Consider the following 17842-nt stretch of genomic DNA (forward strand, 5'->3'; position numbering starts at 1 on the left):
CATCCTTGAACTGCGCCAGCTGCGGATCGGCCGCCTCGCCCGACAGGTAGCCGAACAGGTCGTCCAGGTTGGCGATCGAGATCACCGGAATGCCGAATTCGCGCGCTACTTCCTGCACCGCGGAGTTCTCCGACAGCGCGCCATCCTTGCCCGAACGCTCCATGCGGTCCAGGGCGATCAGCACGGCGGCCGGTTCGGCGCCGGCGGCGCGGATCATGTCGACCGATTCGCGCACCGAAGTGCCGGCCGAGATCACGTCGTCCACGATCACCACCTTGCCCTGGAGCTTGGCGCCGACGATGGTGCCGCCCTCGCCGTGGTCCTTGGCTTCCTTGCGGTTGTAGGCATAAGAGGTATTGCGGCCCTTGCCGGCCAGCGCCACCGCGGTGGCTGAGGCCAGGGTGATGCCTTTATAAGCCGGGCCGAACAGCATGTCGAATGCCACGCCCGAGTCGAGCAGGGTCTGGGCGTAGAACTGCGCCAGCTGGCCCAGGGTGGCGCCGTCATGGAACAGGCCGGCGTTGAAGAAGTACGGCGACTGGCGCCCCGCCTTGGTGGTGAACTCGCCGAAACGCAGCACTCCCGTCGAGACCGAAAAAGCGATAAACTCTTGGCGCAAATTGTTCACGGTAACTCCCTCTAGAAAAAAGTGGCAGTATTTTAATCCGCGGGCCCGGCCAACGCCATCGCCCGCCCTCCTGCCCTGTCAATCCGTCCCTCACATGCCACGAATTATCTCCGCAAACCTCAACGGTATCCGCTCCGCCCACAAGAAAGGTTTCTTCAACTGGCTCGCCAGCCAGGACGCCGATTTCGTCTGCGTCCAGGAACTCAAGGCCCAGGAAGCCGACATGACCGAGGACTTCCTGCGTCCGCACGGCTACCACGGGCACTTCCATTACGCCGAGAAGAAGGGCTACTCGGGCACCGGCGTGTACAGCCGCCTGGCTCCCGACAACAAGCGCATCGGCTTCGGCTGCGCCGAATTCGACGCCGAGGGCCGCTATACCCGTTGTGATTTCGGCAACCTGACCGTGATCTCGGTGTATTGCCCGTCCGGTTCATCCTCGCCGGAGCGCCAGCTCGCCAAGTTCCGCTTCATGGAAGTCTTCCTGCCGCATTTGCAGGAACTGAAGGCGGAAGGCCGCGAGGTCGTGATCTGCGGCGACTGGAACATCGCGCACAAGGAAATCGACCTCAAGAACTGGAAGAGCAACCAGAAGAATTCCGGCTTCCTGCCGGAAGAGCGCGCCTGGATGACCCGCATCTTCGACGAGCTCGGCCTGGTGGACGTGCACCGCGTGGTGGCCCCGGACGCCGCCGATTACACCTGGTGGAGCAACCGCGGCCAGGCCTGGGCCAAGAACGTGGGATGGCGCATCGACTACCACGTCGCCACCCCGGGCATCGCGGCCAGCGCCAAGGCGGTCTCGATCTACAAGGACGAGCGCTTCTCGGACCACGCGCCCCTGATCATCGACTACGCCCTCTGATCCTGGCGGCGCGCCCGCGCCGCCTTCCCCTCCCCATGCTCATGGGAATCCCCCCATTCCGGGGGGATGTGTTGCCGTTTTGAGGTAAAAACGCCCAAACTCGGCCACACTGCGCCTCCTTCCCCCTGTTTTATTGATACTATCTGCTTGTCAATTTCCGGCCAGAATTTTCTGTTGCTCGGATATCAATGCTTTTTCAGCGCAGAGCCCACGATGACCGACCATACCACCGACTATGCTTTCTCCTCTCCGTCCACCGCGCGCACCGTCATGAGCGGCAGCATGAGCGGCGGCGGTGCGGCCGTCGGCACGGCGGCGGTGCAGCTGCTGAGCTCCCATGCCAGCGTGGCGGGGTCGGTCACCCAGATCGACCTGGAGTTCTCGACGGCGATGGCCAGGGGCGCAGGCTACGTCTACATCACCGATGGCGCGGTCCAGACCGTCATCGACCGGGTCAGCGGCCTGCCCACCATCCGCATCGTCGGCGCCAACGACACCCGCAAGATCCTGGCCGGCGACCTGCAGGTGTCGGGCAGCCACGTGATCGTCAAGGCCAGCGGCCTGGCCGAAGGCCATACCTACAACGTGTTCATGGGCGAAGGCGTCCTGACCAGCTCCACCCTGCGCAGCTTCGCCGGCGTCACCGCGCCCGGCACGGTCGACTTCACCGTGGTCGACCATGGCGGCCCCTCGGTGCAGTCGATGAGCCTGTCCGCGGGCGTCCTGAGCGCCGACGCCGGCGCCGAGCTGACCATCGTTTTCTCGGAACCGGTCTCGACCCTGCCGGCGTCAGCGCTGCAGGCCGCGAACGCCAGCATCGGTTCGCTGCGCCCGGTCGGCGACGGCACGATCTGGAAGGCGGCGCTGACGACTCCGGGCACGGTATCGTCGAGCGGCAACCAGGTCAGCCTCGACCTCGCCCAGGTGCGCGACGCCGCCGGCAACGCGGGCAGCGGCAATTATCTGTCGGTCGCCTACCTGGTCGACGACGGCGCGCCGCCGACCGCCACCGTCACGCTGCCGGATACCGAACTGCTCGCCAGCGAAGAAGTCGAGGTCACGATCACCTTCTCGGAAGCGGTCACCGGCCTGGACACCGATGCGTTCACCGCGCCGCACGTGAGCCTGTCGAATCCGGTCACCAGCGACGGCGGCAAGACCTGGACCGTCAAGATGTCGCCCAACACGCCGCTGCTGTACGAAACCGACCTGCAGTTCCACGTTGACCTGTCCAAGGTACTCGACCAGGCCGGCCATGCCGGCTCCGGCAGCGCCGTCTCGGTCGGCTACACGGTCGACACCCGCGTGATGGACGACCTCACCGGCCCCAGCGTCGAATCGATCAGCTTCGACGGCTATACGGTCGATCCCACCCACGACATCGTCGCCACCATCGTGTTTTCGGAAGCGGTGCAGGCCGAAGGCCTGATGGATGCGCTCGACGCCGACGGCGCCAGCCTGTCCGGCCTGGCCACCAGCGACGGCGGCAAGACCTGGACCGTGACGCTGTCCACGCCGGACCCGGACGCCGAACCCTTCATCGGCAGCTTCGAGGTCGAGCTGTACAAGATCGCCGACCTGGCGGGCAATGCCGGCAGCGGCGCCGTCACCTCGCCCTCGTTCGCCGTCAACACCGCCGCGTCCATGATGTTCGTCTACGATAACGGCGTGTTCGACAACGACGGCGTGATCGGCGACGCCCAGCGCTACATTACCGGCTTCTTCTTCGGCGAGTTCGCCGACACGTCCTCGTTCGTCCTCACCATCGGCAGCGAAACCATCTACAACGGCGAAATCGACTTCTACGAATACGAAGGCGTGCTGTTCTGGTCCTATGGCGGCGAAGGCTACTGGACCGAAGGCGAATACGACGTGGTTGCCGCCATCACGACCACGGGGGGCAGCCCGCTGCAGACGGCCCAGCACGTGGTGGTCGACACCACCGCGCCGGCCATCGTCGAATCGCCCGCGTCCGGCGTCGCGCCGCCGCCCTTCGACGTCGCCGACGGCCTGGTGGTCGTGTTCGACGAAGCCGTGTACTTCACCAACGGCGAGCCCAGGATCGAACTCGAGATCGACCAGAACGGCATGCTCAGCTACGTGGACATTCCGCTCAGCGACGCCTACCTGTCCCTGGACCGCAAGACCCTCACCATCCCGGCCAACGACCACCACCTGCCGCCCGGCGCCTCGGTGACGATGTGGCTGCCCGGCCTGGAAGACCGCGCCGGCAACAACCTGAACAGCGGCAGCCTGAGCTTCGAGACCACGGGCGCCTTCATCGACACCGTGGCGCCGGTGGCGACGCGCGCCGACGCCGACTGGCTGGGTGCGATGACGGTGGGCGACGAAGTCGAGTTCTCGGTCACCTTCAACGAACCGGTCGAGCTGACCGGCGACTTCTCCTACTACGTGGACATGAACAACGGCGGACGCGCGGACTTCGTCAGCTTCGACGAGAACGGACGCGAAGTGCACTTCCGCTATACCGTCGACGCCGACGATCGCGAGGTGGCCCAACTGGGCGTCGCCGACCTGGACGGCCTGGTCGGCTATGTCAGGGACTTGGCCGGCAACTTCCTGGACAACGCCAGCATCGACTTCGCCGTGTTTGGGGACAGCTACGGCAATTTCATCGAGGTCGACAAGACCGCTCCCGGCGCACTGCCGCAGCCGGCCCTGGCCGCGGAGAGCAATACCGGCGCCGCCAACGACAGCATCACCCGCATCAACGACCCGCTCATCACGGGTTCGGGCGCGGAACCGGATGGCCAGGTCCGCATCAAGATCGACGGCGTCGATAACGACGATACGGCGTATGCCGACGAGAACGGCAACTGGGAATGGCAGCCCTACACGGACCTGGAGGCGGGCGTGCACACGCTGAGCTTCTGGCAGCTGGATGCGGCCGGCCTGGAAGGTCCCGAGGTGTCGCTGACGGTCACCATCGAAGCCTTCGGCAAGCCGCAGCTCGACGTGTCAAGCGACAGCGGCGCGTCCAGCAGCGACGGTATCACCAACGACGACACCCCGACCTACTCGGGCAGCGGCGCCGTCGGCGGCCGCACCATCAAGCTGCTCGCCAACGGCAGCGAAATCGGCGAGACGATTGCGCGCGCGGACGGCACCTGGGACATCACCGTGGCGAACGAGTCGGCCCTGGACGACGGCACCTACACCATCACCGCCGCGGAGGTCGACGCCACCAGCGAACGCCAGACCGACCTCTCGGCCGGCACGACCCTGGTGGTCGACACGGCGGCGCCGACCTCGGCCTCCGCGGCGGCCGATGGACTTGGCCGCACCTATACGCTGGCCTTCAACGAGACCATCGTGTTCGCGGCGGGCGGCAACGTCGACATGTACCAGGACCTGGCCCTGAAGACCAGCTTCACCGCCAGCGGCGGCAACTGGAGCAAGCCGCACGATAACGAGCTGCTGTTCTCGATGTCCGCCTTCAATGGCCTGTTCAAGATGCAGCTGTCCAGCGAAGCCATCCAGGACGTCGCGGGCAACGCCGCCATCATCGGCTCGCCCTTCCTCGAGTTCGAGCTCGCGCTGTCCTACTAGGCGGCCGGCGGCCAGTCCAGCGCCAGCGCGCTGGCGAAGCTGCGCGTTTCCCCCGTCAAGGGGTCGGGGAAGCTGATCGAGCGCGCCAGCAGCTGCAGCGGCGCGCTGAAATCGTCGCCCTTGCAGGGCAGCGCCACCGGATAGAAGGCATCGTTCAGGATCGGCGCGCCCAGCGCCGCCAGGTGCAGGCGCAGCTGGTGCTTGCGCCCGGTGTGCGGATGCAGGCGGTAGCGCGCCACCTGGCCGCGCCGCTCCAGCAGTTCGATCAGGGTCTCGGAATTCGGCTCGCCTTCCACTTCCTCGCTGATGAAGAACTGGTCGAGGCCGTCCCGCATGCGGCTGCGGTAGGTAAACGGGAACTCGCGCCCCTCGATCACGCCCGCCAGGGCTTCGTAGGTCTTGCTCACCACCCGCTTCTGGAACATCGACTGGTAGGCGCCGCGCGTGTCCGGGTTGTGCGAGAAGATCACCACGCCCGCCGTCTCGCGGTCGAGGCGGTGGATCGGCACCAGGTGCGGCAGGTCGTGCGCGCGCTTGAGGCGCACCAGCAGCGTCTCCTTCAGAAAACGCCCGGTGGGGATGGTCGGCAGGAAGTGCGGCTTGTCCGCCACCAGCAGGTGCTCGTCCATGAACAGCACCCTTTCCTGGAAGGGGATCGGGGTCTCGGGCTGCTCCAGCTCGCGGTAGTACCAGATGCGCATGCCCTGGCGCACCGGGCTGTCGGCGCGCAGCGGCGCGCCCTTGGCGTCGACGATCTCGCCGCGCTCCAGGCGCGCGGCCCAGGAGCTGGAAGCCACGTCGGGATAGCGCTCGGACAGGAAGCGCAGCATGCCGCCGGCACGGGTCTCGGTCAGCCACAGGTAGCTGGGCGCGACTCCGTCGCGCACCGGCAGGGGCACGTAGGCATTGGCTTCGGCCTGGTGCCCTTTCCTTCCACGACTCATCAAGCGCGTCCGTTCACCTGAGGGCCACGTTGGTGCGGTAGGGCGGCAGCTTGTTGGCGCTGGTGCCCTTGGTGCGCGCGTACAGCGGCAGCAGCACGTTCATGTGCGATTCGATGTCGGCGATGCGAGTCTCGCCGCCCGGGTGGGTCGACAGGAGCTCGAGCGGGGTGCGCTTGCCCAGGGCCGCCATCTTGCGCCACAGGGCGATGCCGGCGCGCGGGTCATAGCCGGCGCGCGAGGAGATGTCCAGGCCCACCAGGTCCGCCTCGCGTTCCTCGTCGCGCGAGAATTTCAGCACCAGCATCTGGCCGGCGTAGTTGGCCACCGTGCCGGTGATGTTGGGGTCGATCCCGAAGATGCCCGAGATCAGCGCGCCACCGACGCGCGCGCCGATGCCGGTCAGGCTCGACTTGGCCATGCGCTCGCGTCCGTGCTCGCGCAGCGCATGCGCGATCTCGTGGCCCATGACGGCCGCGACCTCGTCGTCGGTCAGTTTCAGGGAAGTCAGGATGCCGCTGAAGAAGCCGATCCGGCCGCCCGGCATGCAAAAGGCGTTCACCTGCTCGGACTGCACCAGGTTGACCTGCCACTGCCACTGCGCCGCGGACTGGTTCCAGCGCGGCGCGTGCGGGATGATGCGCTGGGCGATGGCGCGCAGGCGCTTGACCTCGGGGTGCGAGGCCGGCAGCAGCACGCCCTTCTGCTGGGCCTCGCTCATCATGGCGGTGTACTGCTGGGCCGCCGCCTGGTTCAGCTGCTCTTCCGGCACCAGCACGCGGGTGCGCGACAGCGGCTTGACCCGGATGCCGTCCTGGACTTCGGTCTGTGGCGCTTCCTGGGCCGCTACCGGCACGGCGCCGGCAATACCCGCCAGCGACAGGCAGAGGACAAGTTGTTTAAGTTTCTTCATGTTCATCTTCGACAGGCTGTTTTTGGCAGCACTATCCTCTCAGAAAGTAAACGGGATGGGCAACACGCTCAACGGTGCCATCTTCGCGCACGGACTGAGCACGAACAAGCCGCCACCGCACATAAAGTGTAAAGACCTGTTTCAGGAATGGCCGGTCACGGCTGGCTTGACCTTTTTGCGCAAACGAAACACCGCCAGGCTGCCGCGCAGGTTGGGCAGCACCGTCACCGGCTTGCCCTCGGCCAGGGCCACGCACTCGAGCACTTCCAGTCCGCACTCCTCGGCCAGTTCCTGGAAGTCGTAGATCGTGGCGCAGCGCACGTTGGGGGTGTCGTACCACTGGTAGGGCAGCGCGCGCGAGACCGGCATGCGGCCCTTGAGCAGGGCCAGGCGGTGCGGCCAGTGGGCGAAGTTCGGGAACGAGACGATGGCCTCGTGGCCGACCCGCACGATGTCGCGCAGCAGGGCCTCGACGTGCTGCATCATCTGCAGCGAGGACAGGCAGAGCACGGTGTCGAAGGCGTTGTCGCCGAACAGGCCCAGGCCCTCCTCCATGTCGTGCTGGATCACGTTGATGCCGCGCTTCGTGCTTTCCAGGACCTTGTCGTCGGCGATCTCGATGCCGTAGCCGGTGCAGCGTTTGTCGAGTTCCAGGTAGCGCAGCATGGCGCCGTCGCCGCAGCCGACGTCGAGTACGTGGGCGCCCGGGTTCACCCAGTGGGCGATGAAGGCCAGGTCGGGACGCAGGGCGTTGAGTTCATTGAAGTTCATGCGCCCTCCCCGGCGAATTCCTGGGCGATGCGGTCGTAATAGGCGCGCACCACGTTCATGTAGCGAGGATCTTCCAGCAGGAAGGCGTCGTGGCCGTGCGGCGCGTCGATCTCGGCGTAGCTGACCTTGCGCCGGTTCGACACCAGGGCCTCGACGATCTCGCGGCTGCGCTCGGGCGAAAAGCGCCAGTCGGTGCTGAACGAGGCCACCAGGAACTGGGCGCGGGTGCCGGCGAGCGCCTTGGCCAGGTCGCCGCCGTGCTCGCGCGCCGGGTCGAAGTAGTCGAGCGCCTTGGTGATGAGCAGATAGGTGTTGGCGTCGAAGTATTCCGAGAACTTGTCGCCCTGGTAGCGCAGGTAGGACTCGATCTCGAAATCGATGCCGAAGTCGAACTTGTAGTCGTTGCTTTCCGCGGCGTTGCGCAGCTTGCGGCCGAACTTCTCCGCCATGTCGTCGTTCGACAGGTAGGTGATGTGGCCGACCATGCGCGCCACCTTGAGGCCGTTCTTGGGCACCACGCCGTGCTCGTAGAAGTCGCCGCCGCGGTAGTCCGGGTCGGTCAGGATGGCCTGGCGCGCCACGTCGTTGAAGGCGATGTTCTGGGCCGAGAGCTTGGGCGTGGACGCGATCACGATGCAGTGGCGCAGGCGCTCGGGGAACTGGATGCTCCACGAGAGCGCCTGCATGCCGCCCAGCGAGCCGCCCATGACGGCGGCGAACTGCTCGATGCCGAGGCGGTCGGCCAGGCGCGCCTGGGCCGCCACCCAGTCTTCCACCGTCACCACCGGGAAGGCGGCGCCATAGGGCTTGCCGGTGGCCGGATTGGTGTGCATCGGGCCGGTCGAGCCGAAGCAGGACCCGAGGTTGTTGACGCCGATGACGAAGAAGCGGTTGGTGTCCAGCGGCTTGCCGGGGCCGACCATGTTGTCCCACCAGCCGGCGCTCTTCGGGTTGTTGGCGTACATGCCGGCCACGTGATGCGAGGCGTTGAGCGCGTGGCAGACCAGGACCGCGTTCGATTTATCGGCGTTCAGGGTGCCGTAGGTTTCGTACATCAGCGTGTAGTCGCCGAGCTGTGCGCCGCTTTGCAGGCGCAGCGGCTCAGGAAAATGCATCGCCTGCGGTGTGACTATTCCAAGAGATCCCATGTAGTGCTTCGCGTAGTGCTTCGTGTGTTTTTGTGTGTTGCGCCGATGGCGCTCAGAGGGCTTGCAGCTGCTCGACCGCGGCAGCGATCTCGCTCGGTTCCATCGAGCGCAGGATGCGCCGGGTGCGGCTGGTGATGGCGTTCAGGTCGCAGTTCAGGATTTCCTGCTTCACCGCCAGCAGCTGCGCCGGGTGCATCGAGAACTCGCGCAGTCCCATGCCCAGCAGCAGGCGGGTGAGCTTGACGTCGCCGGCCATCTCGCCGCACACCGCCACGTCCAGCCCGGCCTTGTGGCCGGTGGCGATCGTGTTGGCGATCAGCTGCAGCACCGCCGGGTGCAGCGGATTGTACAGGTGGGCCACCTCGTAGTCGACGCGGTCGATCGCCAGGGTGTACTGGATCAGGTCGTTGGTGCCGATCGAGAGGAAGTCCATGCGCTTGACGAACATCGGCAGCGCCAGCGCGGCGGCCGGGATCTCGATCATGGCGCCGACCTCGATCTTCTCGTCGAACTTGACGCCCTCCTCGCGCAGGCGCGCCTTGGCCTGCTCGAGCAGGTTCAGGGTCTGGTCGATCTCGAAGGCGTGCGCCAGCATCGGGACCAGGATGCGCACCGGGCCGAAGGCCGATGCCCTCAGGATCGCCCTCAGCTGGACCAGGAACATCTGCGGCTCGGCCAGGCAGTAGCGGATCGCGCGCAGGCCCAGGGCCGGATTCAGGGCCGTGTGCTCGGTCGGGTCGAGCGGCTTGTCGGCGCCCACGTCCAGGGTGCGGATGGTCACCGGGCGGCCCTTCATCGCCAGCACCGCCTTGCGGTACTGCTCGAACTGCTCGTCCTCGTTCGGGATCTGCAGGCCTTGCGCGCCGCGTCCCATGAACAGGAATTCGGAGCGGAACAGGCCCACGCCGTTGGCGCCGGCTTCCAGCGCGGCCGGGCAGTCGTCCGGCAGCTCGATGTTGGCCAGCAGCGTGATCGCGGTGCCGTCCTTGGTCACGGCCGGCGTCTTCTTGAGCTTGAGGAGGCGCTTGCGCGCCTTCATCAGGGCGTTCTGGCGCGCGCGGTACTGCTCCAGCACCAGCTGGCTCGGGTTGCAGATCACCACGCCAGCGTCGCCGTCGATGATCACCCAGTCGTCCTGCTCGATCAGGCGCGAGGCCTGGCTCATGCCCACCGCCGCCGGGATGTCGAGCGAGCGTGCGACGATCGCGGTGTGCGAGTTCTGGCCGCCCACGTCGGTGACGAAACCGATGAAGGAACGCGGCCCGCCGTCGCGGTCGCGGAAGGCCAGCATGTCGGCCGGCGAGATGTCGTGGGCCACCACGATCATCTGCGGCGGCGCCTGGTCTTCGCCGACGAACAGCGGCGGCACGCTCAGCGCGGTGCCCAGCAGGACCTTGAGCACGCGCTCGGCCACCTGCTGGATGTCGTGCTTGCGTTCGCGCAGGTACTCGTCCTCGATCTCGTCGAACTGGCGCGACAGCTCGTCGATCTGGGTCACCAGGGCCCATTCGGCGTTGTAGTGGCGCGAGCGGATGATGTCGAGCGGCGCTTCCGAGATCATCGGGTCGGACAGGATCAGCACATGGACGTCGATGAAGGCGCCCAGCTCGGTGGGGGCGTCCTTGGGCAGGTCGGTCCACAATGCCTGCAGGTCGCGGTGGACCTCGGCGATGGCGTCCTGCAGGCGGCGCACCTCGGCCTCGACCTGCTCTTCCGGCACCAGGTAGTGCTTGACGTCGAGCGCGGCCGGCGTGAGCTTGTGCGCGCGGCCGATCGAGATCCCGCGCGATACCGGAATGCCGTGGAGCGTGAACGATGCCATCGAGGGTCCCGTATGGCGGGCGAGCGCCGCTTCGCGCGGCATTACTCGCCTTCGCCGAACTTGTCGTTGATCAGGCCGGCGAGCGCGGTGACGCACTGCTGCTCGTCCGGGCCATCCGCTTCCAGCAGCACCTTGGCGCCCTTGCCGGCGGCCAGCATCATGACGCCCATGATCGACTTGGCGTTGATGCGGCGGCCGTTGCGGGTCAGCCAGACGTCGCTCTGGAACTTCGCGGCCAGCTGCGTGAATTTGGCGGAAGCGCGGGCATGCAGGCCCAGCTTGTTGATGATCTCAAGTTCCTGTTGAATCATATTCTCGTTGTCGTTGTCTGGTCTGGTCTCGTTCTTCAGCTCGATCCTACGCGGATCCGGTTGTCGACCCGCACCGCGCCGTTCTGGGCGCCGGCCAGCGCCATCTCCACCACCACGTCGAGCGTATCGCGGCGGTAGGTGATCGCGCGCAGCAGCATGGGCAGGCTGATGCCGGCGATGATTTCGACATGGCCCGCATCGGCCAGCGAATTGCAGCAGTTGGACGGCGTGCCGCCCTTGATGTCGGTGATCACCAGGACGCCGTCGCCCTCGTCCAGGCGCGCGATCGCCTCCTTGGCCAGGCAGTTGACCTCGCCCAGGTCCTGGTCGGCGGTCACGTCGATCGCCTCGAAGCGTTCGGTCGGGCCGCGGAACACGTGCGCGACCGCCGCGATGAATGCCTGGCCCAGCGGAGCGTGGGTCATGAGCAGGATGCCTACCACGTCAGTGTTTCCTGGCCTGCTGCGCGCGCAGCTCGACCGCGTCGATGAACATCGCGGCCACGTCGAATCCGGTCTGGTCGGTGATCTCCTGGAAGCAGGTGGGGCTGGTGACATTCACCTCGGTCAGGAAATCGCCGATCACGTCTAATCCTACCAGCAACAGACCGCGCGCGGCCAGCACCGGCCCGAGGGTCTCGGCGATATGGCGGTCGCGCTCAGTCAGGGGCTGGGCCACGCCGACGCCGCCGGCCGCCAGGTTGCCGCGCACCTCGGTGCCCTGGGGGATGCGCGCCAGCGCGAAAGGCACCGGCTTGCCGTCGATGACCAGCACCCGCTTGTCGCCCTTGACGATGGCCGGAATGTACTTCTGGGCCATGATGGTGTGGCGGCCGTTACCGGTGAGGGTCTCGATGATCGAGCCCAGGTTCATGGCGTCCTCGCGCACGCGGAAGATGCCGGCGCCGCCCATGCCGTCCAGCGGCTTGAAGATCACATCGCCGTGCTTGGCGTGGAAGGCGCGCAGCTGCGCCAGGTTCGAGCTGACCAGGGTCGGCGAGGTGAATTCGCTGAACTGGCAGATCGACAGCTTCTCGTTGTGGTCGCGGATCGCCGACGGACGGTTGAACACGCACGCGCCCTGGCGCTCGGCCAGTTCCAGCAGGTAGGTGCCGTAGACGTATTCCATGTCGAAGGGCGGGTCCTTGCGCTCGATGACGGCGTCGAAGGCGGACAGCTGCACCGTCTCGGCCGGGTCGGCGCGGTACCAATCCTGTGCGTCGCCGGTCAGGTGAATGCGCGCCACGTTCGCGATCACGATCCCTTCCTGGAGCGCCATGTCGCGCTGCTCGAAGGCGTAGACGGCATGGCCGCGCTTGTGCGCCTCGCGCATCATGGCGAAGGTCGAATCCTTGTAAATCTTGAAGCCGGACAGCGGATCGGCAAGAAAAGCGATTTTCATGGTGCATCCAATAGGGGCAATGCATCGATTTTAGCTGGAAACGCCAAAGCTCGCGGCTGCCGCCCCCGGGGGGGCGAAATTTGCTGCCAAAATGCAATCCCCAACTTGTGCGGGAACAAAGTCATGGCTGCATCCCCGCAAGCCCGGGCGCGGTTCAGCTTGTCCGGATGCTTATTTGTTTGATATCGTTTGTGTTCGACCTTCAAGGCCATCCCATGACACCCGCCCAACGCCAGGCCGCCACCGAAACCCTGCTCCGCGAGCACGGCATTCCCGTCAACCCCGAGCTGCCATGGATCGAGGACGAGCACGAGGTGCGGCTGCGCTCGGCCGACGCACTGTGCTGCCGCCTGATGGCTTTATGGGGCGTGGTCGGCACGTCGATGCTGCGCGAGAACGATTTTTTCGAGGATTATTTTTCGATCGGCGAGCGGCGCGCCTGGCTCTCGGGCGAGGAAGAACGCTTCCTGTTCGATCCGGTTCCGCTCGACGCCGACTACCTGCGTTTTTCCTGGCGCCAGGAAGCCCTGTACTTCCTGGCCTGGTGCGGCGGCCTGGTCGACCGCATCGACCTGCCGCGCAGCGAGGCCAGCGCACGCGCCTTCCTGCACTTCTTCCCGGAAGACGAAGCCGACCCCGCCGCGCTGCGCGAGGCCCTGCGCGTGCGCCCGGCGCGCGAGATCCTCGACTGGTCGGACCGCCTCTACCGCCTGCACTGGGCGGTGCGCGACGCGCGCCTGCACGGCCGCCCGACGCCCGGCGGGCTGGTGTCGGGCGCCGTCTTCGAATGGCACTATGCGGTCAACTGGATGACCCGCTACGACGGCGAGGACGACTGGGACGAGGTCGGCACCGATACCTGAGCAGCCGAGCCCTGCCCACCCGGCCCTGCCCGATTTTCGGCTTGCCTTCATGGCAAGCGTCCCCGTACACTGCCTTGCCAACATTCTTCCATTGGAGCACACATGAAGCGGGTTACGGGTATCGGCGGCATCTTTTTCCATGCGAAGGACCCGGTGGCGATGCGCGCCTGGTACCAGCGCCACCTGGGCATACCGGTGCTGGAATGGGGCGGGGCCGCCTTCACCTGGACCGACGAGGCGGGCCGGCCGACCGGCGGCACCACCATCTGGTCGGTTGCGGCGCGTACCGAAGAGAGCAACTTCGCTCCCGACAAGAACTTCATGATCAACTACCGGGTCGACGACCTGGCCGCCCTGCTGCAGGCCCTGCGCGACGAGGGCTGCAATGTCGTGGACAAGACCGACGACTCCGAATACGGCAAGTTCGGCTGGGTCATCGACCCGGAGGGGAACAAGGTCGAACTCTGGCAGCCCCCTCCGGGCCAGTAAGCGCCGTCGTCTATAGCGGCCAGTCCGCCCTGGCGTCCGCGAAGGAGCGCGGGATGGCCCCGATCTGCTGCAGCACCCCCAGGCGGTCGGCCTGCAGCCAGGCACGGACGATGCGGCCCGCCCGCAGCTGGTAGATCACGTGCCCTTCCTGGATCACGTCGGCATTGGTCGGCGCCAGGCCGGCGAAACGCCCGCGGTGCGTGGCCCGGAAAGTCCAGCGCGCCGCCACCCGGTCGCCTTCGCCGAACAGGTCGTGGACCTCGAAGCGCACGCCGGGAAAGCCGGTGAGCACGGCTTCGATGCCGGCCCGGAATTCCCGCGGCCCCCGTTCGCCGCGCGCGCCCTCGAAATCCGGCGCGACCAGGCTCTCCAGGCGGTCCAGTTCGCGGGTGTTGATACAGTCCTCGTAGAGGGCGTGGACCAGGCGCTTGTTGGCCTCGACGCTCGTCGGTTCCATGCTCATCGTGTTCTCCAGGGCTTGTCAATCGATGCCGAGGAGTGTAGAACCTCAACTTAAGTTGAGGTCAAGAGAAAACCATGGCGAAAATCGATCCGGACGATATCGGCAAGCTGCTGAGCGTGGGCGAGGTGGCGCGGCGCAGCGGCGTGGCCGTCTCGGCCCTGCACTTCTACGAATCCAAGGGACTGATCCACAGCGTGCGCAGCGCCGGCCAGCAGCGCCGCTACGGCCGCGACGTGCTGCGCCGGGTGGCGGTGATCAAGGTGGCCCAGCGCATCGGCATTTCGCTGGCCTCGATCAGCACCGCCCTCGCCTCGCTGCCAGAGGGACGCACGCCGACGGCCGGCGACTGGGCGCGCATGTCCAGCCTGTGGCGCCGCGAGCTGGACGAACGCATCCTGCAGCTGACGCGCCTGCGCGACCAGCTGGACGGCTGCATCGGCTGCGGCTGCCTGTCGATCGAGGCCTGCCGGCTGCGCAATCCGCTGGATGAATTGTCCGAGCAAGGCAGCGGCCCGCAGCTGCTATAAGGGATAGGAGGAAGAAGGAACGATGATCAAGCCCGGGATCGGCGCCGTGGAGCCGGCGTGCGCGACGTCCGCCGAGTGTGCGGTTCTGAAGCGCGCTTTCACCAGGCGCCTCAGGGCGCTGGCGGCGCGCCCAAGGCTTGCAGGCGCTCCACAGCATTTGTATTTTTCGGGTTGAGCATCAGCGAACGCCGGTAGTTATCGATCGCTTCGGACCGCTGCCCTGCCTTCGCTTGTGCTTCGCCCAGGCTGTCGTACAGATTGGCGTCTTTCGGATGCATTTGCGTACCGAAGCGAAAGATCGCAACCGATTCCGCCAGCATGCCGTCGTGTAGCAATTCATAGCCCCAGCTGTTGATGTCGTGGGGTTCGAGCTTGAACGTGGCCCCTTGCGCCTTCAGTTCTTCGTAAATCGCCATCGCTTGGTCGAAGCCGCGTGCCGAGAGTTGCGCGGCGAAGTTCTCGCGCGTGGGCGCCACGCCGCTGCCGCGCCTTGCCTCGACCGACACCATGTGCCTCGGCAATCCGTTTGCCGCGGGCTTGTTCGCAATGAAGCTGCGCGCTGCCGCATCGTCTTTCAGATAGCCGTCGAGGAAGCGGTGCACGTAGTGCGCCATCACGCCGTAGGCCTGTGTGACTTCGTCGCGCGAGTACTCGTCGAACTCGCCATCCCGCGCCAGGTGCAATCCGTGCGAGGAGAAATGCTGATGCTTCATTGGATGCATGGTGACGACGGCCATGTCGGCATAGGTCATGCTGTTCAGCAGGCTGTAGGCGGTGCTGTTTTGCTTCCGGTTCAATTCCTCGATCGTAGCCGGCCGCTGGCCCACGTACAGCATGGGTACCGCCAGCCTGGCGGGCATGACATAAGGAATCGCCGTCTTGCCTCCGTCGACCAGCTGCGGAAAATAGCGCACCGAGCCATCCAGGCTCACGAGCGCCTTGATGCGGTCATCCTTTGCCGCGGCCACCAGGTTGGCGAGCCCGCCCCAGCTGAAACCCGCCACGGCCAGGCGGCCGGTATCGGCGTTCGGCATCGCGCCCGCTTGGGCGATCAGCCAGCCGATGTCCGCGGCCTGGGTTTCGAGTCCTTCCACGTCCACGGTCATCGCGCGCTGGCGCGCCCCCTGTGAGGCGCTGGAGAGCACGATGTAACCGTGGCTGGCGAGGTATTCGCACAGGTCGGCGTTTTCAGCGGCCGTTGCGCTGTAGCTCGGCGCGTAGATCACGACGGGGAATTTGCCTGCCTGCGCGGGCGCATCGCGCATCGCCCACATCGGGCGTGTCAGGGCCCGCGCACCCGCCGGCCAGCCCTTCGTCTGCTCGGCCAGCTCGGTGTCCGTCCTGCGGTTCACGGTGGCTGCGTCGATGCCCAGGTCCGCCTCGGTGGCGGCGGTGGCGTAGTAATCGCGGAAAGTCACCGGCTTGCCGCCACGCGCCGCCGGATACCAGACCAGCGCCTGCATCGGCCGCGCCCGTTCGCCGCTTGTGCGCTTCCCGGTCAGGAGGGAGACGCGCGTCTTGTAGACGCGGGAATGGTCGTACTGCTGCTTCACCTGCAGGCCGACGGCATGGGGGCCTGGCTGGAGAGGAAAAGTAAAGACATCGGCGGCTTGCGCGAATGTCGCACCGGAGAAGACGAATGCAAGGAGGCAGTAGCGCATGGCGGAACGGAAAGTGAAGAGATGGTGCTCAGTATAGAAAAACAACCGGATGAGAAGTCTCTCGAATGATCACCGTTCCGTTCCGCTACGCGAGTAGCCTCGAGCTGCCACAGCGCTTCGACCCGCGCTGCCGGAATGGATGCTTAATACACTTCCGGATTCGGATCGGTGCGCTCCAGCTCCAGCGAGGCCGCCAGCAGGCCCAGGCGCGCCACCACGCCATAGACGTAAAAGCGGTTTGGCGCCGCGGTACCCGGCTTGGCCTTGAGATCCGGCACCGCATGCTGCTGGGCGAAGGCCAGCGGCACGTATTGCGAGCCCGGCGCATTCAGGTTCTGGTCGATGCCGCGCTCGGCGTGCACGCGGTAGAAGCCGCCCACCACGTAGCGGTCGATCATCATCACCACCGGCTCGGCCACCGCATCGTTGATGCTCTCGAAGGTCGGCACGCCTTCCTGGATGATCATGTCGGTGACGGCGACGCCGTCCTTGATGACCGACATCTTGCTGCGCTGGGCCGGGCTCAGGTCGCGCACCTCGCTCGCGTCCTTCACGGTCAGGATGCCCATGCCGTAGGTGCCGGCGTCGGGCTTCAGGATCACGAAGGGCTTCTGCTCCTTCATGCCGTATTCCTTGTACTTCTTCTTGATCTTCGACAGCAGCATCGAGACGTTGTCGGCCAGCTCCTCGGTGCCGACGTTCTCCTGCAGGTCGACCTCGCCGCAGGTGGCGTGCAGCGGGTTCACCATCCACGGGTCGATGTCGATCAGCTTGCCGAACTTCTTGGCAACCTCGTCGAAGGCCTTCAGGTGATTGCTCTTGCGGCGCAGCGCCCAGCCGGCGTGCAGGGGCGGCAGCAGCGACTGCTCGTGCAGGTTCTCCAGGATGGGTGGGATGCCGGCCGAGAGGTCGTTGTTGAGCAGGATGGTGCAGGGGTCGAAATCGGCCAGGCCCAGGCGGCGGCCGTTGGGCGAGCGCACCAGGGGCTCGATCACCAGCATGTTCCCGTCCGGCAGCGCCAGCGGGGTCGGCTCGGTGATTTCCGGCGACAGCGAGCCGAAGCGCACGTGCAGGCCGGTCTGGCGGAAGATCTGCATCAGGCGCGCCACGTTCTGCAGGTAGAGCGGGTTGCGCGTGTTGGTTTCCGGAATCAGGAGCAGGTTGCGCGCGTCGGGGCAATACTTGTCGATCGCGGCCATGGCGGCCTGCACCGTCAGCGGCAGCATCTCGGTCGCCAGGTTGTTGAAGCCGCCCGGGAACAGGTTGGTGTCCACCGGCGCCAGCTTGTAGCCCGCATTGCGCAGGTCGACCGAGCAATAGAACGGCGGCGTATGCTCCTGCCACTCGAGGCGGAACCAGCGCTCGATGGCGGGAGTGGCCTCGAGGATTTTCTTTTCCAGATCGAGCAAGGGGCCGGTTTGGGCGGTGACGAGGTGCGGAACCATGAAAGTTGACGTCCTTACAATGCG

17 protein-coding genes are annotated in these 17842 nt (G+C 66.1%); 5 read left to right on the plus strand and 12 right to left on the minus strand.

Annotation, left to right across the window (positions count from 1 at the left end; translation table 11 throughout):
- Positions 1-628 (minus strand): orotate phosphoribosyltransferase (gene pyrE, locus KBW98_RS17425; RefSeq protein ID WP_211521428.1); only part of this gene is annotated, 628 nt, incomplete at its 3' end.
- Between the two features lie 94 nt (positions 629-722).
- Here pyrE and KBW98_RS17430 point away from each other — a divergent pair.
- The gene (locus KBW98_RS17430; protein WP_211521429.1) at positions 723-1493 is read left to right on the plus strand and encodes an exodeoxyribonuclease III; all 771 of its coding nucleotides are present in this window, start codon (positions 723-725) and stop codon (positions 1491-1493) included.
- A gap of 213 nt (positions 1494-1706) precedes the next feature.
- Positions 1707-5063: an Ig-like domain-containing protein gene (locus KBW98_RS17435; protein WP_211521430.1), complete on the plus strand. Its 3357-nt coding sequence runs from the start codon at positions 1707-1709 to the stop codon at positions 5061-5063.
- Here KBW98_RS17435 and KBW98_RS17440 read toward each other — a convergent pair.
- The 8 genes from KBW98_RS17440 to gshB all read right to left on the minus strand — a co-directional run bounded on the left by KBW98_RS17440 (position 5060) and on the right by gshB (position 12370).
- The gene (locus KBW98_RS17440) at positions 5060-6007 is read right to left on the minus strand and encodes a pseudouridine synthase (RefSeq protein WP_211521431.1); all 948 of its coding nucleotides are present in this window, start codon (positions 6005-6007) and stop codon (positions 5060-5062) included. The two genes, KBW98_RS17435 and KBW98_RS17440, sit on opposite strands and share 4 nt — an antisense overlap.
- 13 nt (positions 6008-6020) lie before the next feature.
- Positions 6021-6917 carry a M48 family metallopeptidase gene (locus KBW98_RS17445; RefSeq protein WP_211521432.1) on the minus strand — a complete coding sequence of 299 codons (897 nt, stop codon included), beginning with the start codon at positions 6915-6917 and terminating at the stop codon, positions 6021-6023.
- 141 nt (positions 6918-7058) lie between these two features.
- Positions 7059-7688 (minus strand): methionine biosynthesis protein MetW, encoded by a 630-nt coding sequence (metW, locus tag KBW98_RS17450; protein ID WP_211521433.1) that lies wholly within the window; start codon positions 7686-7688, stop codon positions 7059-7061.
- Positions 7685-8836, minus strand: coding sequence for a homoserine O-acetyltransferase (locus KBW98_RS17455; RefSeq protein WP_211521434.1), 1152 nt, complete (start codon positions 8834-8836; stop codon positions 7685-7687). The genes metW and KBW98_RS17455 overlap by 4 nt, the downstream gene beginning before the upstream one ends.
- A 52-nt stretch (positions 8837-8888) precedes the next feature.
- Positions 8889-10658 (minus strand): phosphoenolpyruvate--protein phosphotransferase, encoded by a 1770-nt coding sequence (ptsP, locus tag KBW98_RS17460; RefSeq protein WP_211521461.1) that lies wholly within the window; start codon positions 10656-10658, stop codon positions 8889-8891.
- Between the two features lie 41 nt (positions 10659-10699).
- Complete coding sequence (locus KBW98_RS17465) at positions 10700-10969, minus strand: HPr family phosphocarrier protein (protein WP_211521435.1); 270 nt, start codon at positions 10967-10969, stop codon at positions 10700-10702.
- Between the two features lie 35 nt (positions 10970-11004).
- Positions 11005-11412, minus strand: a complete 408-nt coding sequence (locus KBW98_RS17470) for a PTS sugar transporter subunit IIA (RefSeq protein ID WP_211521436.1) — start codon at positions 11410-11412, stop codon at positions 11005-11007.
- Between the two features lies 1 nt (position 11413).
- Positions 11414-12370, minus strand: a complete 957-nt coding sequence (gene gshB / locus KBW98_RS17475; protein WP_211521437.1) for a glutathione synthase — start codon at positions 12368-12370, stop codon at positions 11414-11416.
- Positions 12371-12585: 215 nt separating this feature from the next.
- Here gshB and KBW98_RS17480 point away from each other — a divergent pair, with 215 nt between their 5' ends.
- Both KBW98_RS17480 and KBW98_RS17485 read left to right on the plus strand, forming a co-directional pair.
- A complete protein-coding gene (locus KBW98_RS17480; RefSeq protein ID WP_211521438.1) occupies positions 12586-13233 on the plus strand; it encodes a DUF4272 domain-containing protein in 648 nt (215 codons plus the stop codon).
- Positions 13234-13335: 102 nt separating this feature from the next.
- A complete protein-coding gene (locus KBW98_RS17485) occupies positions 13336-13722 on the plus strand; it encodes a VOC family protein (RefSeq protein ID WP_211521439.1) in 387 nt (128 codons plus the stop codon).
- A 10-nt stretch (positions 13723-13732) separates the two neighbouring features.
- Here the strand turns inward: KBW98_RS17485 and KBW98_RS17490 are convergent, their stop codons facing one another.
- On the minus strand, positions 13733-14185 hold the full coding sequence (locus KBW98_RS17490) for an ester cyclase (RefSeq protein WP_211521440.1): 453 nt from the start codon (positions 14183-14185) through the stop codon (positions 13733-13735).
- 74 nt (positions 14186-14259) lie between these two features.
- Here KBW98_RS17490 and soxR point away from each other — a divergent pair, with 74 nt between their 5' ends.
- Positions 14260-14712 (plus strand): redox-sensitive transcriptional activator SoxR, encoded by a 453-nt coding sequence (soxR, locus tag KBW98_RS17495; RefSeq protein WP_211521441.1) that lies wholly within the window; start codon positions 14260-14262, stop codon positions 14710-14712.
- A 110-nt stretch (positions 14713-14822) separates the two neighbouring features.
- Here the strand turns inward: soxR and KBW98_RS17500 are convergent, their stop codons facing one another.
- Both KBW98_RS17500 and gshA read right to left on the minus strand, forming a co-directional pair.
- Positions 14823-16373 (minus strand): CocE/NonD family hydrolase, encoded by a 1551-nt coding sequence (locus KBW98_RS17500; RefSeq protein ID WP_211521442.1) that lies wholly within the window; start codon positions 16371-16373, stop codon positions 14823-14825.
- Between the two features lie 143 nt (positions 16374-16516).
- Positions 16517-17818 (minus strand): glutamate--cysteine ligase, encoded by a 1302-nt coding sequence (gene gshA / locus KBW98_RS17505; RefSeq protein WP_211521443.1) that lies wholly within the window; start codon positions 17816-17818, stop codon positions 16517-16519.
- Between the last annotated feature and the right edge of the window lie 24 nt (positions 17819-17842).

It is taken from the genome of Massilia sp. ST3, from assembly GCF_018119405.1.
Classification (GTDB): Bacteria; Pseudomonadota; Gammaproteobacteria; order Burkholderiales; family Burkholderiaceae_D; genus Telluria.

Bases quoted from the DNA above. Each gene is read 5' to 3' on its own strand.
- KBW98_RS17430 (WP_211521429.1), top strand. From the start codon at position 723: ATGCCACGAATTATCTCCGCAAACCTCAACGGTATCCGCTCCGCCCAC.
- KBW98_RS17435 (WP_211521430.1), top strand. From the start codon at position 1,707: ATGACCGACCATACCACCGACTATGCTTTCTCCTCTCCGTCCACCGCG.
- KBW98_RS17440 (WP_211521431.1), bottom strand. From the start codon at position 6,007: ATGAGTCGTGGAAGGAAAGGGCACCAGGCCGAAGCCAATGCCTACGTG.
- KBW98_RS17445 (WP_211521432.1), bottom strand. From the start codon at position 6,917: ATGAAGAAACTTAAACAACTTGTCCTCTGCCTGTCGCTGGCGGGTATT.
- metW (WP_211521433.1), bottom strand. From the start codon at position 7,688: ATGAACTTCAATGAACTCAACGCCCTGCGTCCCGACCTGGCCTTCATC.
- KBW98_RS17455 (WP_211521434.1), bottom strand. From the start codon at position 8,836: ATGGGATCTCTTGGAATAGTCACACCGCAGGCGATGCATTTTCCTGAG.
- ptsP (WP_211521461.1), bottom strand. From the start codon at position 10,658: ATGGCATCGTTCACGCTCCACGGCATTCCGGTATCGCGCGGGATCTCG.
- KBW98_RS17465 (WP_211521435.1), bottom strand. From the start codon at position 10,969: ATGATTCAACAGGAACTTGAGATCATCAACAAGCTGGGCCTGCATGCC.
- gshB (WP_211521437.1), bottom strand. From the start codon at position 12,370: ATGAAAATCGCTTTTCTTGCCGATCCGCTGTCCGGCTTCAAGATTTAC.
- KBW98_RS17480 (WP_211521438.1), top strand. From the start codon at position 12,586: ATGACACCCGCCCAACGCCAGGCCGCCACCGAAACCCTGCTCCGCGAG.
- KBW98_RS17485 (WP_211521439.1), top strand. From the start codon at position 13,336: ATGAAGCGGGTTACGGGTATCGGCGGCATCTTTTTCCATGCGAAGGAC.
- KBW98_RS17490 (WP_211521440.1), bottom strand. From the start codon at position 14,185: ATGAGCATGGAACCGACGAGCGTCGAGGCCAACAAGCGCCTGGTCCAC.
- soxR (WP_211521441.1), top strand. From the start codon at position 14,260: ATGGCGAAAATCGATCCGGACGATATCGGCAAGCTGCTGAGCGTGGGC.
- KBW98_RS17500 (WP_211521442.1), bottom strand. From the start codon at position 16,373: ATGCGCTACTGCCTCCTTGCATTCGTCTTCTCCGGTGCGACATTCGCG.
- gshA (WP_211521443.1), bottom strand. From the start codon at position 17,818: ATGGTTCCGCACCTCGTCACCGCCCAAACCGGCCCCTTGCTCGATCTG.